This is a genomic window from Pseudoalteromonas sp. NZS127_1 (genome assembly GCF_015864295.1).
Taxonomy (GTDB): Bacteria; Pseudomonadota; Gammaproteobacteria; order Enterobacterales; family Alteromonadaceae; genus Pseudoalteromonas; species Pseudoalteromonas arctica.
The window spans coordinates 22,994-39,766 of sequence record NZ_JADYXO010000001.1 but is presented as its reverse complement, the minus strand read 5'-3'; the positions used below and the strand labels follow the sequence as shown (position 1 = coordinate 39,766).

The window sequence follows — 16,773 nt, the reverse complement described above, 5'->3', positions numbered from 1 at the left end:
TTTTATAAATAATCTTTAACGTTTTTTAGCTGTTTGTCGTGTACTTTTGAAAGCAGCAATAACGAGCAAATAGCCCCAAATAACGCCAGTCCCATATCTGATTGGGTATCCCACACGTAACCTTGCGTGCCTAAAAATGCTTCTGCGTCTTCGCCGCTTAGTACTGCAACCCACCACTCTATTAATTCGTAAAATGCGCTAAATGCTAAACATACCGAAATAACAAAGGTGATTAACCAGCCTCGACCATTTACTACTTTTTTGCGCAGTAAAATTTCGCGTGCTAGTAGTGCAGGTACAAACCCTTGAAAAAAGTGCCCTACTTTGTCGTAGTTATTACGCTCGCTACCAAATAGGTTATCAAACAATGGGACTTCGGCGTAGGTGTAATGCCCGCCAATCATCAGCACAATACAATGCGCTAAAATAAAGGTGTATAAAATAGGGGTAAGTTTAAAGTGGCTATAAGTGCTTGCTAGCAGCACTAAACCAATAATTGCGGGAATAACTTCAAGCAGCCATGTAAATTGATCTTTTGGGTTGATACCAGACCAAATTAATACAATAAAAAATAGGCTCAGCCATAAATACTTCATTTAGAATCCTTTTCTAAATTGATCAAATTTACGGCATTTTACGCCTTTGAAATAAACGATGCTACCTATAGTTTGTTTTTGCGCTTAGCCTATTAAACAAAGTTGGAAAAAAGCGCTTAATTGTAGGCGCCCAACCACTTAAACCTTTACCCACAATCACTTCGTCTTTTTTATTACTAATGGCGTTAATCATTTTTTTAGCAGCTACGCTTACATCCATGCCATTTTCTATCGACTCTTCTGGTTTATTTTGCGCTATGCCTTGCTCGTTTAACGAGTTATGCGCAATTGCTGTTTTAATAGAGCCGGGGCAAATTGTTAAACAATGAATATTATGTTGTGCTACTTCTGCACGTAGGCAATCCATAAAGCCAACAACCGCATATTTAGAACCCGAATAACCTGTTCTAAATTTTGAACCTACTTTACCCGCCACACTACTAATAGACACAATTGAGCCACTGCGCCTTGCCACCATAGTAGGTAATACCGCTTTAGTCAGTGCAATTAAGCCAAAGTAATTAACCTCCATTAATTGACGATACACGTTAAAGTCGTTTTCTAAAAATAAACTGCGCTGCGATACGCCGCCGTTATTAATTAAAATATCAATTGCAGGAAGCTCGCTCATTTTCGCTGTTATTGTACTCAGTACATGCTCTGGCTGAGCTAAGTCCAGCGGCACAACTAAGTGCCCTTCACCTTTAAGCGTTGCTTTTAAATCGTTTAGTTTATCTACATTGCGCGCCGATAAAATAACGCGCGCTCCAAGCTCAGCAAATTGTATAGCAAGCTCTTTACCAATACCTGACGATGCCCCGGTGATCCACACGGTTTTATTATTATATTGCATGCGTTATCTGCCTTTTATTGTTATTTATTAGGTTTTATTAAAGTACTTAGTAATGTATTTTACGCCTTTGTAGGGCCTGCTATTGCGTTTACTTCATCTTCTAATGTTTTGTAAAAGCCCATTAAAAATAGTAGCTCAACGGTTACGTACAAAGGGCCAATAATTAAACCAATTAGGTCATCTACAAACGCCGGTTTTTTACCTTCGTAATAGTGCCCAATAAACTGCAGTACCCAGCCAAATACAAACACACCTACGCCAATACTCAACCAAGGCCAAAACGCCATTGCCGCAATAGGCTGAGCACCAACAAGGAGTAAGGTGAATATTACGGCCATAATAAAGCCAAGCGAAAAGCTCAGCATAAAATAATAAACAACCGACGCTAATACAAAAAGTTGTGCGCCATCAATTACAAAGCTACCAAGGGGTATTTGAATGCGCGCTAGTAAACACAACGCCGCAAATACAATGAGCGGAATACCAAAAAAGTGCGTTAGTACATTACGCTTAGAACGATGATATAAACCATATTTACCAAGTTGCTGTTGAAGAGTTTTCATTGTTTTGCCTTTATTTTTATATATAAAACTTACTTTAGCAAAAGTAGACACAACAACAATGTCAGGTATCCGACATTTTGTAAATTAAACAAATGCAGAAATTATTTTACCCGGCTCATGCTCACCTTTCATATCCGTTTGCTCGCGCCCTTTTTGATACTCTTGCTCGAGCATTTTTTGAAGTTCCTCAATTTTATCAGCAATAGCGCTAGGGTCTGCGCCCTCACTTTGCTGTTCTTTAATGAGCTCTTCTATTGTCGCTTTTAATTCGTCTATTTTGTTTTTGTTTACACCTAAGCGCTGATAAACCAGCGCTTCTTGGGCACTTTCTAAAAAAGTTGGTTTTTTAGGAGCTGATGTAATGCCTTTAGCATCACTTGTTTTTTCATTAGGGAGGGTATTAGTTGCCGCAACTTCGCTTAGTCCTGCCGCTTTATTTACTGCAGGAGAGTTATAGTTACTATATTGATTTTTAAAGGTTATTGTAGTCATTAGCTCAAATCCATTGTTGCGTTACATTACCTGTAGCAATTTTGGTTCCAACTAAATAAAAAAGTCTCTATTTAAGCTTGTGTAGCACGCGCCTGTAACTTTTGTTTATCTAAAACAGTTATGCGTTGATACCCCAAACTAATGGCTTGTAGGCTAACAAGCTGTTGCAATATTTGATTAATAGTTTGGCGCGTTAGGTAGGTCATATCAGCAAGTTGCTGCTGAGATAAAACAAGCGGTGTTAAGTGCTCTGTATGCTCGCTGAGCATTAAAAGTCGATTGCATACTTTTTGCTCAGCGCTTAGTAATGCGTGATCTTCCATTGAGGTAAACATTAGGCGTAATTTTTGTGCCAGCAATAAACCAAACTCTTGCCAATATTGTGGCTGTTCGTTTAATAGCTGTTCAAGCTCGCGTTGGGGAACGTAAAAAAGCACAACGTCAGTTTGTGCATATACGTCATGAGTACGCAGGCCACCATCAAACAAGGTAACTTCGCCAAACCACAATGATGAATCAATAAAGCTCAATACGGCTTCTTTGCCTTCGTTACTTACGCCACTAATACGCACCACGCCGCTAAGCACTGCATAAATTCCATCGTGCTTATCACCTCGCAAAAATAATGATTGCTGAGCTTTTAGCGAGAGCGTTTTGCCCTGCGTTAATAAAAAGCTTTTTAAATAAGCGCTACGGTTTTTAAACCAATGCCCTTGCTCTATAACGTTTTGCTGCTGTGGAGTCATTATTTACTGCATTTGCTTATTAAATGGCTGTTTTTCGATAACCAATTTTTTAGGGAAATTTAAATCGGTTGCTATAACAAAATCATCGTAAGGATCATTACCCGAAAACAGCTCAGTTATTAATGTATCGTTTTTATAAACATTAACGGTTACACCGCTGCCCATACCGCCTGAGTTAATAATATAATAATGATATTCGCCGTTACTGAAAAATAAAATACTCTCGCCAATACGCCCTACTTGCCTGTAGTAACTACCAAATGGTGCATCCGGTGTTGCTTCTTTTTCAAGCCCTATGTCATTAACTCTACCAAATCGATAACTAAGCGACGAGTCATCTTTTGCAACACAAATAGAAAGCACTTTATCGGTAGGTTCTAATTTGTAGGCTGTACTTTCATCTGGGTTACGAACAACTTTATGCATTTTTGCGTTAATGTAGGCTGCTTCATTACTTTTACAATGTGTTGCTAGCATACCGACCACTAAAGCGGGTTCGTTTGTTTGAGCTGCTGAAGGCGTGTTTACTTTGAGATCAGAGGGTAAGTTACTTACATTATTATTTAGCTGAGGGCTATCTTGCATTGCCATGCTTTGGTCGTCACAACCAAACAGTGCAAACAAGAAGAAAGAATAAAAGCTCGCTAAAAATTTAATGCGCATAATAAAATCCATCTATGAGAGAGCCTTTAAAATAGCGATAAAACTAGCGACTCGCAACACTCTTATGCGTAATACTTTATAAGTTTATTTTTAAACCATCTTCTGCAAAAACTACGTTACTTTTTAGTGATTTAATTAACGATTTTTTAAACAGTTGCTGATTTTTTAATGACCGATTCATAAAATGAGATAGAACCGCCGTTTGATGCTTTTTCATCAATTGCGTTGTACATAATCACTACATAGGCATTTTTGCTAAGTTAGTAAATGTACCTATTTTGTTAGTTGAGTGACCAACGGCCGACTTACTAATTTTAGTGCGTATTAAAAGCCGGTTTAAACACCTTATTAAAGTGTTTAAATAACTAAATGAATCAATAATTGGTTTTCTTATAATAAAATGTTGTTACACAACTATTTAAAACGGTTTTTATAACCACCTGTAATTTATAATTTAAATAAAATTAAATCCAAAAAACATACATTTTAAAAACAATTTAGTCTCATTTTATTAAAACAATAGTTGACCCTATTTAAAATTTAAACTAGCATTTCTGGAAGCGCTTCCACAAAACTCAGTTAAATGAATTTTTCTGGAAGCGCTTCCATACATTTGACAATGTTTATAATTACACAATAACAGCCCCATACAAGCTGTTAATAATAATGATAAAAGTACGAGGGAAACCGAATGTCCAACCATATTGTAAGAAAAACAAAGATAGCGACCAGCCTATCTCTGATTTTAGGCGCATCAATCTCTTTTCCGGTATATGCACAAGAAGCAAATACCGATGTTGAAGTAATTCAAGTTACTGGCTTTAAAAGTAGTATTAAAGAGTCGACTCGTTTAAAACGCGACGCCGCCGGTGTTGTAGATGCTATATCAGCTGAAGATATTGGTAAGTTCCCCGATACCAATTTAGCCGAATCACTACAGCGTATTACGGGTGTGTCGATTGATCGTTCAAACGGCGAAGGCTCTAAAGTGACTGTTCGTGGTTTTGGCCCCGACTACAATATGGTAACCCTAAACGGACGTACTATGCCGGCGGCTTCTTTGCCTGCAGGCGGTGGTACACCAAGCTCTCGTGCTTTTGACTTTGCAAACTTAGCGTCTGATAGCGTTAAATCGGTTGAAGTATATAAAACGGGTAAAGCAAGCATTGCATCTGGTGGTATTGGCGCAACAATTAATATTAATACGGCTCGCCCACTCGACAATCCAGGCTTTGTTTCAAGCATTGGCGTAAAAGCATTACACGACTCAACAAACCGCGTTGGTGATGACATAACACCAGAGCTTTCGGGCTTAATTAGCTGGACCGACAGTGAAGCTAAATTTGGTGCCTCACTTACAGCAAGTATGCAACAACGTGATAGTTCATCTACCGGTGCGTTTGTAAATCAATGGAATACATCTGCTTTTGACGGCACAATCCCACAAGCTGCAGACGATATTGTTTTAACTAATGCACCCGCTGTTGGCCAGCTTTATTCAATGCCATCAGATTTGCGCTACACCATTGCCGACAGAGAACGTACTCGTACAAACGCACAATTAACGCTGCAGTACAGCCCTATTGACGATTTAACAGCCACGCTTGATTACACGTATTCTAAACAAGATTTGTTCGAAGCCCGTGCTGAGCAATCAATATGGATGGATAACTACAAAAGCGCGCTAACATTTGACGATAACACGGTAAAAACCCCGATTTACTACCGAGAAGAGCGTCGCGATCAGCAAACACGCGATTTAGGTTTAGCGTTTCAAGAGCTAAACCAAGTTAACCAAAACGACTCTATTGGTTTAAACGTTGAATACTATTTCAATTCACAATTGAGCTTTATGTTTGATGCGCACAATTCAAAAGCCACTAGCAAACCAGATGCACCTTACGGCAGCTGGGTAAACGCAGGCTTGGGCGCAAACGTAGTTAACGCACAAGAAGTTGATTTTAGCCGTGAGCTTCCATCAATGAGTATCGATTTTGATGATTGCCGCCGAGACAACTTAAATTGTAATAACACATTAGATGCCTCTGATGTGGGTACGTCTATTTTAGATTCTAACTTTGCTCGCCAAGAGTCTGAAATAACAGAATTTAGAATCCATGGTAAATACGAAATTGAAAACGGTGCAATTGACTTTGGTATAGAGTCTCGCTCTATGGAAAGCCATTCACTGCAATCACTAACACGTAATACAATGGGTAACTGGGGTATAGAAAACCCAGGCGAACTACCTGATGGCTACCTAAACCCAACAAACTTTTTAGCTGAGTTTGACGACTACGATACATCTGGCTCGTTCAACCAAGGTTATACCGGCAGCGCATCGCAAATTGGTTACTGGGCAGGTGAAGAATACGGCTTTAACTTTGCAGCCGATGGCGCATTTGCAACTAATCGCACCATTGAAGAAGATATAACCGCTGCGTTTGTGCAATTTACTTACAACGGTTACATTGGCGATATGCCATACAACATCGTAATTGGCGCACGCCAAGAGTCTACCGACATTACCTCAACGGCTAATATCGATTTACCTAACGCCGTAGCGTGGGAAGGCAATAACGACTTCAATGTACGCTATGGTTCTGACAAAGAAGATTTTTCGCTTAAATCTAGCTACGATCACTTTTTACCAAGCTTTGACTTTGACATAGAAGTAATTGAAAACGTAAAAGCACGTTTTTCTTATAGCACCACTATTGCACGCCCAACTTACGATAACTTAAGCTCTGCAGCAACCGTGGGTGTACCAAGTGGTCCGACTCTGCTCGCTGGTTCGTCACAGGCAACAGCATCAACAGGTAACCCTGGTTTAGTGCCACTTGAATCAGATAATATTGATGTATCGGCTGAATGGTACTTTGCAGAAACAAGCTATGTGTCGGTAGGTTACTACACGAAAGACATCGAAAACTTTATTGGTTTAACGCCAATGACGCAAAACTACTACGGATTACGCGATGCAACAGCGGGCCCTCGCGCACAAGCTGCCATTGCTGAGCTAGAATCTCGCGGACTTGCAGTAACCGATTCAAACTTATTCCAAATGGTTGCAGCAACAGAAAACAACGTTGATTTTGACTCAATGACCTACGAAGAGTTTGAAGCCGCTTACGATGTAATTGCAAATGCTGATGACCCATTACTAGAATTTACAGCACAAGTACCTACAAACAATAAAAATGCCACTATTGATGGTTTTGAAGTTGCCTTTCAGCACTTTTTTGGTGAAAGCGGCTTTGGTGTGCAAGCAAACTACACCACTGTTAATGGCGACATAGACTTTGATGTAAACGCTGACCCTACTACAACACAATTTGCATTAGTGGGTTTAAGCGATACAGCTAACTTTATTGCAATGTACGAAAACGATGATTTTCAAGCACGTATTGCTTACAACTGGCGTGATAAGTTTTTAAATAGCGCAGCTCGATACGTAAATGAGCCAGGCTTTACTGAAGAATATTATCAAATCGACTTTAATGTTGCGTACAACTACAGCGAACAACTATCGTTTTTTGTTGAAGGCCTTAATATTACTGAACAAAACAGCCGCGAACATGGCCGTACGTCAGTTCAATTGTGGAACCTACAACAGCTAGGTGCACGTTACAATATTGGTATGCGTTACAACTTCTAAAGGTAATACAAAGTAAAGCCGTTAGTTTTTACTAGCGGCTTTTTTGTATTTAAAACAGTATTAATGCTAGTTTAATTGTTATCAACTTTAGGGTGTTAACTCATGACCAAACCAATAACAAAAATAGTCGTTTTAGGTGGTGGTACTGCCGGCTGGCTAAGCGCAGGCTTATTAGCCGCCGAACACCCGCACCTTAATGTAACGTTAGTGGAGTCGGCAAATGTGCCTATATTGGGTGTGGGCGAAGGCACGTGGCCGTCAATGCGCAACACCCTACAGCGCATTGGCATTAAAGAAAGTGATTTTATAACCCAGTGCGACGCGTCATTTAAGCAAGGTTCTAAATTTATAAATTGGCGCAACCTTAGCGAGGGAGAAAACTACTACCACCCTTTTATGAATCCACAAGGCTACGAGCACACTAATTTACACGCCAGCTGGCAACGTATTGCACCTAATCAAAAATTTGCCGACGTTGTTAATATGCAAAGCTTTGTATGCCAAGCAGCACTAGCACCAAAGCAATTACAAACACCCGAATATGCAGCAGTTACCAACTATGGCTATCATTTAGATGCGGGTAAATTTGCTGAATTTTTAAAAAATCACTGTGTTAAAAACCTAAATGTTACGCATATTACTGACGATGTAACCGAGGTTATTAACGACGAACATGGCTATATTGCTTCATTAAAAACAAATAATAATGGCGATATAACGGGTGATTTATTTATAGATTGCTCAGGCTCTTGCGCTCGTTTAATTGGTGAGCATTTTAATAGTGAGTTTATAGCGCAAGATCATATTTTATTTAATAACAGCGCTGTTGCGGCGCAAATACCTAATGCAAACACCGAACAGCCAGTTGCCTCTGCTACGTTATCTACAGCGCAAAGTAACGGTTGGATTTGGGATATAGCCCTGCCAACGCGCCGTGGTACAGGTTATGTATTTAGTAGTAAATATCAAAGCGATGAAAGCGCAACAAATACTCTAAAAAGCTACATAGCTAAAAGTACCAGTGAGCAACAAGCTGAGCAACTTAACTACCGCGTATTAAAATTCAGCCCTGGTTACAGGCAAGAATTTTGGATTAAAAACTGTGTTGCCGTAGGTATGTCAGCTGGCTTTTTAGAGCCTCTTGAAGCGTCAGCACTTGCCATGGTTGAGCTTTCAATTAGCATGATAAGCGAGCAACTTCCACAAAACCGCACCCACATGAGCCAGCTTGAAACGCGTTTCAATGAACGTTTTAGCACGCGTTGGCAGCGCGTTATTGAGTTTTTAAAACTTCATTATGTGCTAAGCGAGCGCGACGACACTCCTTATTGGCAAGATATTAGTAATTTAAATACCGCGCCCGAGCGCCTGCAAAACTTACTTAAACTTTGGCAATTTCAACCCCCTAGCCGCTTTGATTTTATTGAAAACGAAGAAGTGTTTTCATCAAGCAGTTACCAATACGTTTTATATGGCATGGGCTTTAATACACAAACAGTATCTGCACAAAATACATTTAACGACCCACGTGCTGGGGATTACTATTATCAGCAAAATCGCGAAAAAATAGCGCAGTGTTTAAATGGACTGCCAAGTAATCGCGCGCTTTTAAATCACCTTTTATCAAATAATAGGCAGCCACATAATGACTAAAACAAACGCTGTTAAAAACGTAGTAATTGCTGGAGGCGGCACTGCAGGTTGGATGGCCGCAGCGGCACTTGCTAAACTAGTTGGTAACAATATAAACATAACCCTTGTTGAATCTGACGATATTGGCACTGTAGGTGTTGGCGAAGCAACAATTCCGCCTATTCGTACATTTCATAAATTGCTGGGTATAAACGAGCAAGCATTTATGAAAGCCACTCAAGCCAGTTTTAAACTCGGTATTAGCTTTGAAAACTGGGGCGATGAAAACACGCATTATATTCACTCATTTGGCGCAACGGGCAAAGAATGTTGGGCGGGTGAATTTCATCACTTTTGGCTGCAAGGTAAAACTTTAGGAATAAACAACCCATTTGGCGATTACTGCTACGAGCTGCAAGCGGCTAAAAGCGGTAAATTTGCGTTTAATCAGCAAAACCCCATTAACTATGCTTACCATATGGATGCTACGCGTTACGCGCAGTTTTTACGTGAATTTTCAGAGCCATTAGGTGTAAAACGCATTGAAGGTAAAATACAAAAAGTAGTAAAAAACACTAAAACGGGCCATATAGAATCATTGATTTTAAATAATGGCGAGCACATTAACGGCGACTTTTTTATTGATTGCACCGGCTTTAGAGGCTTATTAATAGAGCAAGCATTGCATACTGGCTACGAAGACTGGTCGCATTTACTACCGTGTAACAGCGCCATTGCGGTGCAAACAAAATCAACCAACGAGACCGTATTGCCACTTACCCGATCTATTGCCCATAAAAGCGGCTGGCAATGGCGTATACCGCTACAAAACCGTGTCGGCAACGGATTGGTTTATTGCAGCCAATATATGGATGACGAGCAAGCCAAAGCGCTATTATTAAATAATATTGAAGGTGAACCGCTTACAGAGCCCCGTGTTATTAAATTTAAAACTGGGCGGCGCTTAAAAGGCTGGAACAAAAACTGCCTAGCGCTTGGTCTTGCCAGCGGTTTTGTAGAGCCACTTGAGTCCACCAGCATTCACTTAATTATGTCGGGTATTATTCGCTTTATGCGTTTATTTCCGTTTAATGGCATTACTAATCACGCCATTGATGAATACAACAAACAGCTTAAAAGCGAAATTGAAAATATTCGCGACTTTATTGTGCTGCACTACAAAGTAACTAATCGCGATGACTGTGAGTTTTGGCAACACTGTAGCGCCATGGAAGTGCCAAAAACACTTCAGCATAAAATTAATCTGTTTAAGCAAACCGGCCGTGTATTTTTAGACGATGGCGATATTTTTAGAGTCGATTCGTGGGTGCAAGTTATGCTTGGTCAAGGTATTGAGCCTAATCAACATCACTTAATAGCCAGCATGATGAGCGATGAAGAACTCACCCGTTTTTTACACGGTATTAAGCAACAAATAGAACAACGCGTAAGCCAATTACCACCTCATCATGAGTTTTTAAAGCAGTATTGCCCAGCATAAAAAAAGCCCTTAACAGGGCGTGTTGTTCTTTGGTGGTTGAATTTGCAGCAGTATGTTTGGTTTTTAGGCAAGGCAGAGCCTATGTAGTGTGGTTATTCCCCATAAATAGGCGATAACGTAGCATAAATGCCAAACATGCGCTGCCCGTAGGGTTCTGCCTAGGGGCAATTTACTCTTTGTTGCTCGGTTTTCACTTAGCCCACTAGGTTACAAACCTCTCGCCGCGATTAAATTGCCCCTAGATTGAACAAATTTCAATCCACAAAGATCAACACGCCCTCAGGGCTTTGGGTACACACAACAACTTTTACGTTTTATTATTCACACTTAACCACGGCGCTTTTAGCGCTTTGTGGTTCAAAGCTAATATCTGCAACTGAAACGTTAAGCTCTCCTGCCGTTTTAATAATAAAAGGGCTGGTTACTCTGGCAAAATCAACGCCCTTTTTAGCAAAACACGTTAAATCTATACTCATGGTTTGCCATGTATTTAAAGTAGCATTTTCAAGTTCATTGGTAATATCAAGCTCGCCACCACAACCTTGTTCGCACTTCATTGCAAGGTATGTTTTTGAGCTAGGTATTTGGTTTACTTTATAGCTAAAGCTAAGGGCCGAATTTGCTTCAATGTAGGCCACTTTGTCTTCGGTAAAGTTACTATTAATTTCGATGTAGCTGGCTGCAGTACCATCAAAATTAAATTGCATCGCATCTTCTTGAATCGCTTTGTCTTCAGTGCGGTAAGTGATGCCGCCAAGCTTTACACTGTTACTTGCTACTTGGTGCTGCTCGCTGTTTGAATTTAAAAACAAACGCCACGGTGCTTTAAAGCTGCCATTAAATATAGATAGCGGCGCAAGGTTACTAATATCAACACCTGAGTCTTCATTTAGATTATTGCCAAGCGTACTTTCGTCTTCATACGTTAAGCCAAAGCCATAGGGTAATAATGGTGAGTAATCAGTATCGCCCTTATTTACTGCGGTTTGCAGTGGCGATTTAGGCCACGAGAAAGACAACTTACCTTTAAAGTCGTATTGTACCTGCCCACTTACATCCGCTAATAAAACATCTGCAATGCCTTGTCCTTCAGTGCCAGGAAGCCATGCTGCTACAAATGCATCTGACGCGTTTAGCTCGCTATTAACCCACATTGGTCTGCCCGATATAAACACCGATACCACCGGTATATTTTGCTGCTTTAATGTTTTTAATATTTTAAGAGAGCGTTTATTGTTACGTTCAAACTCAAGGTTATCTTTATCGCCATGCCCCTCTGCGTATGGTTCTTCGCCAAATACAACAATGGCTACATCGGGTTTGGTATCAAACGTGCCACTTGGGCTTAAAATAGCATTACCGCCAGCAGCCTCTATTTGCGTTTTTAACCCTGCATAAATAGACGTTGCTCCAGGAAAATCTGCATTTTGATTATTAGTTCCCTGCCACGTAATACTCCAACCACCCGATTGCTTGCCTATGTTATCGGCCGCATCGCCTGCTATAAGTATGTTGTTTGATGGGTTAAGCGGTAATAAATGGTTGTTGTTTTTAAGTAATACTAACGACTCTTGTACGGCTTGGCGGGCAATATCGCGATGTGCTGGCGCACCTATTAGTTCTAATTTACCTGAATATTTTCGATTTGCGGGACTTGGTTTATCAAATAAACCCGCGCGTAATTTAACGCGTAAAATACGTGCTACGGCGTCATCTATTCGCGCCATTGTTATTGTGCCCGCTTTTACTTGTTTAATTGTATTTTCATAAAGCGGCTTCCAGGCACCCGTTGGCACCATAAAAATATCAAGCCCTGCATTAACAGCTTGCGGGCAGCTTTCATTTGTACAGCCTGCAACTTGTCCGTGCCCGTTCCAATCGCCTACAACAAAGCCATCAAAACCCATTTTTGTTTTTAGTACATCGGTAAGTAAGTATTTATTGCCGTGATTTTTTTTTCCATTCCAGCTATTAAACGATGCCATAACCGACTGACTACCTGCTGTTAAGCCACCTATATAACCTTGTGCATGAATGTTATATAAAACCTCTTCGCTATCAATGTTGTCACCCTGATCGTCACCATCTACCGTGCCGCCATCGCCTACAAAGTGTTTAACGGTACTAATTACGCGTTTGTCACTTAAAAAGTCCTCATCGGCTCTGCCTTGCAATCCGTTTACAATTGCGGCTGAATATTCACGCACAATTGCAGGGTCTTCTGAGTAGCCTTCGTACGTTCTGCCCCATCGGTCGTCGCGTACTACCGCTACTGTTGGTGCAAATACCCAATCTATGCCCGTTGCCATTACTTCTATTGCCGTAGCCGCTGCAATTCGCTCAATTAATGCTGGGTTATTAGCAGCACCTAAACCTATATTGTGCGGGAATAACGTCGCCCCAATCACATTATTATGGCCATGTACTGCATCAGTGCCCCACATGGTCGGAATTTTACTGCCATCAATTGAGTCATCAACCGAGGCCTGATACATGCTCTCAGCAAGCGTTATCCAATCTGCAGGCGTTGCATGCTTATTTGCATTTGGGAACGAGCCACCGCCATTTAAATACGAACCAAAACCGTATTTGCGCATGTCTTCAACACTAATATCGCGAATTTCAGGTTGGATCATCTGCGCTACTTTTTGCTCAAGCGTCATTGTTTTTAAATACTGTGCAATTGTATTTTCAATTTCAGGCGTTTTAACTACCTTGCTTGTAAGCGTTGGCCAAAGTGATAAATCACCTTGCTCATGCTCAGCCTTTTTGGCTACGGCGCCTTGGCTATTATTTGCGCTAACCTCTTGTTTATTACACCCACTTAAAACGCACAATCCTCCTATTAAAATGGGGAGCATGTGTAACCTGTTAGTGTTTAAGCTTTTTTTCATTTTATAGCCTTGTGTTGTGTCAGTGTGTTTTTGTGAAACGCCTATTTGTTATTTAAATTTAACTATTGACCTGCTTAACAATAGCCACTAACCTAAATATGGAAGCGCTTCCTTAAAGTTATTAAATACCATCCTTAGTGATTAATCAAATTAAATATGGAAGCGCTTCCATTAATGCGATTTATAAACTATAAATAAAAGCAAAATTTACTACAAAGAAACAGAGGTTTTCTCTTAATGAAACAATTATCTTTACCTAGTGGCTCACCACTTTTAGCCAAAAATTTTACTTATGGTGTAGCTACGGCCTCATTTCAAATTGAAGGCGGCGCAACCGATCGCTTGCCATGTATTTGGGATACCTTTTGCAGTAAAGAAGGCAAAATAGTCGATAATTCAAATGGCGACGTAGCCTGCGAGCACTACACTCGCTGGAAAGACGATATAAACCTAATTGAGTCATTAGGTGTAGACGCTTACAGACTTTCGATTTCGTGGCCGCGCGTAATGACTAAAAGCGGTCACTTAAACCCGACCGGCGTTAAGTTTTATACCGACATTTTAGATGAATTAAAACGCCGTAACATTAAAGCTTTTGTAACGCTATACCACTGGGATTTACCACAACACATTGAAGACGAAGGTGGCTGGCTAAACCGTAACACCGCTTACGAATTTGCCCATTACGCAGATTTAATTACCAAAGCATTTGGGGAACGTGTGCACTCATACGCCACCTTAAACGAACCGTTTTGTAGCTCTTACTTAGGTTACGAAATTGGCGTACATGCGCCTGGCATAGTAGGCCGCGAATTTGGTCGTAAAGCCGCGCACCACTTATTACTAGGTCACGGTTTAGCTATGCAAGTACTTGCTAAAAATAGCCCAAATACGCTAAACGGTATTGTACTTAACTTTACGCCTTGTTACTCCGTTACCCAAAGTGAAGATGATTTAAAAGCCACTGCATTTGCTGATGACTATATTAACCAATGGTACATGCAGCCTGTAATGCAAGGTAAATACCCTGATATTATTAAGCAATTACCAAAAGCTCACCGCCCAGATATTTTAGATGGCGACATGGAAATAATTGCTCAACCGCTGGATTATTTAGGGGTTAACTTTTATACCCGCATGCATTATCAAGCAAGCGAAACCGACTTTTACCATGAGCTGCCACATAAAGCGCCAATGACCGATATAGGCTGGGAAATTTACCCTAAAGCGCTTACAGAATTACTTGTATCGTTAAACGAAAAATACACCCTACCGCCTATTTATATTACCGAAAACGGTGCAGCCATGGCTGACGAATTTAAAGACGGCGAAGTGAGAGATAACGACCGTATTGAATATTACCACGAGCATTTAAATGCCCTACATAACGCAGCTGAGCAAGGCGTAAAAGTAGATGGTTACTTTGCGTGGAGCCTAATGGATAACTTTGAATGGGCAGAAGGATATTTAAAACGTTTTGGAATAGTACACGTAGACTACAACACACAAAAACGAACTGTTAAAGCCAGCGGTAAAGCGTACAGTAACCTAATAACTAGCCGATAAATTATCAGCTTATAACAATAAGAACACACACTGTGAACAAACTCCCTTTATACGAAAAAGTCGGTTACGCCATGGGCGATGCCGGCGCTAATTTAGTATGGCGCGGTGCGCTTGCTTATTTAGCGGTGTTTTACACCGATACATTTGGCATATCGGCAGCCGCCGCTGCCATGTTGTTTTTGGTGGTAAGGCTATCTGATGGCGTAACCGACATTATTATGGGTATGATTGCCGACAGAACGCAGTCGCGCTTTGGTAAATTTCGCCCGTGGATACTCTACTCGGCACCATTTTTGGGCTTGTTTATGGTGTTGTGTTTTACTACACCCGACTTTAGCACCACCAATAAACTTATTTATGCCTACGTAACCTACATAGGTTTAACGCTTGCCTACACCGTAAGTAACGTGCCCTACTCGGCACTTATGGGCGTAATGACACCAGACGATACAGAGCGCACAAAGCTCTCTGGTTTTAGGTTTGCAGGTGCATTTACTGGTGGCTTATTGGTTATGGGTTTTTTACCTGAGCTAGTAGCTTTTTTTGGTGGCGGCGACGATGCCAAAGGCTATCAGCTTACTATGTACTTATTTGCCAGCTTACTTATTATTTTAATGATTATAACGTTTGCGACTACCAAAGAGCGTGTAACACCGCACGCCTCAAATGAAGGCAATTTAAAATCAGAGTTGTTTGATTTAACCAAAAGCCTGCCATTTATAATCCTACCTTTGCTTGCTACCACCCTGTTTTTTTATTACCGCGATTTATACAGCGGCGTATTTTTTGCCCTTGTTATGGCTGCAATGACATTCGTTATTAAAAAATTACTCAATAAAGATAAGCAAAGCTTAACGGGATCACAGCGTGACATGGTTGATCTTCTAACCAACAAACCTTGGCTGGTATTACTGGGTATTGGTTTTTTAACCATGATGTTTAACGGCATAAAATACGGCGTAATTGCGTACTACTTTAAGTACCACGTAGCTAATGAACTCATGGCTGGGCAATACTTTATCGCCTTGTTGGTTGTATCTATATTAGGCGCACTTGCCACAGGTAAACTGGCCGAAATTATGGGTAAACGAAACCTATTTATTACATCGCTAATGCTAAGCGGCATACTCACTACCGCATTTTACTGGGTCCCTAGCGATAACCTTATTGCTGTATTTACCTTTGGTTGCGCTGCTGAATTTTTTGCCGCGATGATGCCAACATTATTTTTTAGTATGCTTGGTGATTCAGCCGATTATTCAGAGTGGAAAAACAAACGCCGCGCTACAGGCCTTATTTATTCTGCAGGTACATTTGTACAAAAAACCGGTGGTGGTTTTGCAGGTGCATTAGTATTAGTGGTACTTGCAGGCTACGGCTATAACGGTATGGATGAGCTAACAATTACGCAAGCCCTACCTGGTATGCAGTTACTTATGAGCTGGATACCTGCCGCATTTGCTTTTTTAGGCGCCGCATTGATGCTTATTTATCCGCTTACTTCAGCGATGACGCAAAAAATAACAGAAGACTTAGCAATTAGACGCAGTAATGTGTAAATTAACTTTTAATGATTCTTCGCGCTTTATATTTTTATAAAGCGCGAGTA

12 protein-coding genes are annotated in these 16,773 nt (G+C 40.7%); 5 read left to right on the top strand and 7 right to left on the bottom strand.

Annotated features, from left to right (window positions below):
* Window positions 1-2: 2 nt before the first annotated feature.
* The 6 genes from I6F50_RS00155 to I6F50_RS00130 form a co-directional block, all read right to left on the bottom strand.
* The gene (locus I6F50_RS00155) at window positions 3-596 is read right to left on the bottom strand and encodes a DUF2238 domain-containing protein (protein ID WP_197174988.1); all 594 of its coding nucleotides are present in this window, start codon (window positions 594-596) and stop codon (window positions 3-5) included.
* Window positions 597-657: 61 nt separating this feature from the next.
* Window positions 658-1,449, bottom strand: a complete 792-nt coding sequence (locus I6F50_RS00150; RefSeq protein WP_197174986.1) for an SDR family oxidoreductase — start codon at window positions 1,447-1,449, stop codon at window positions 658-660.
* Between the two features lie 59 nt (window positions 1,450-1,508).
* Window positions 1,509-2,012 (bottom strand): DUF962 domain-containing protein, encoded by a 504-nt coding sequence (locus tag I6F50_RS00145; protein WP_008137888.1) that lies wholly within the window; start codon window positions 2,010-2,012, stop codon window positions 1,509-1,511.
* A gap of 84 nt (window positions 2,013-2,096) precedes the next feature.
* Window positions 2,097-2,504: a hypothetical protein gene (locus I6F50_RS00140; protein WP_197174985.1), complete on the bottom strand. Its 408-nt coding sequence runs from the start codon at window positions 2,502-2,504 to the stop codon at window positions 2,097-2,099.
* Window positions 2,505-2,575: 71 nt separating this feature from the next.
* The gene (locus I6F50_RS00135; protein WP_010553509.1) at window positions 2,576-3,250 is read right to left on the bottom strand and encodes a Crp/Fnr family transcriptional regulator; all 675 of its coding nucleotides are present in this window, start codon (window positions 3,248-3,250) and stop codon (window positions 2,576-2,578) included.
* A gap of 3 nt (window positions 3,251-3,253) precedes the next feature.
* Window positions 3,254-3,913, bottom strand: a complete 660-nt coding sequence (locus tag I6F50_RS00130; RefSeq protein ID WP_231611891.1) for a hypothetical protein — start codon at window positions 3,911-3,913, stop codon at window positions 3,254-3,256.
* A gap of 691 nt (window positions 3,914-4,604) precedes the next feature.
* Between I6F50_RS00130 and I6F50_RS00125 the strand changes: the two genes are divergently transcribed.
* From I6F50_RS00125 to I6F50_RS00115, 3 genes are all read left to right on the top strand, one after another.
* Window positions 4,605-7,571, top strand: coding sequence for a TonB-dependent receptor (locus tag I6F50_RS00125; RefSeq protein ID WP_197174983.1), 2,967 nt, complete (start codon window positions 4,605-4,607; stop codon window positions 7,569-7,571).
* A 102-nt stretch (window positions 7,572-7,673) separates the two neighbouring features.
* Window positions 7,674-9,224, top strand: a complete 1,551-nt coding sequence (locus tag I6F50_RS00120; RefSeq protein ID WP_197174981.1) for a tryptophan halogenase family protein — start codon at window positions 7,674-7,676, stop codon at window positions 9,222-9,224.
* Complete coding sequence (locus tag I6F50_RS00115; RefSeq protein WP_197174979.1) at window positions 9,217-10,704, top strand: tryptophan halogenase family protein; 1,488 nt, start codon at window positions 9,217-9,219, stop codon at window positions 10,702-10,704. Before I6F50_RS00120 ends, I6F50_RS00115 begins: the two co-directional genes overlap by 8 nt.
* A 317-nt stretch (window positions 10,705-11,021) precedes the next feature.
* Here I6F50_RS00115 and I6F50_RS00110 read toward each other — a convergent pair whose 3' ends face one another.
* Entirely contained in the window at window positions 11,022-13,598 is a 2,577-nt protein-coding gene (locus I6F50_RS00110; protein ID WP_197174977.1) for an exo 1,3/1,4-beta-D-glucan glucohydrolase, read from the bottom strand.
* A gap of 237 nt (window positions 13,599-13,835) precedes the next feature.
* Here I6F50_RS00110 and I6F50_RS00105 point away from each other — a divergent pair, with 237 nt between their 5' ends.
* Window positions 13,836-15,164 carry a GH1 family beta-glucosidase gene (locus I6F50_RS00105; RefSeq protein WP_197174975.1) on the top strand — a complete coding sequence of 443 codons (1,329 nt, stop codon included), beginning with the start codon at window positions 13,836-13,838 and terminating at the stop codon, window positions 15,162-15,164.
* A gap of 32 nt (window positions 15,165-15,196) precedes the next feature.
* Window positions 15,197-16,723, top strand: coding sequence for an MFS transporter (locus I6F50_RS00100; RefSeq protein ID WP_197174972.1), 1,527 nt, complete (start codon window positions 15,197-15,199; stop codon window positions 16,721-16,723).
* Window positions 16,724-16,773: the final 50 nt, after the last annotated feature.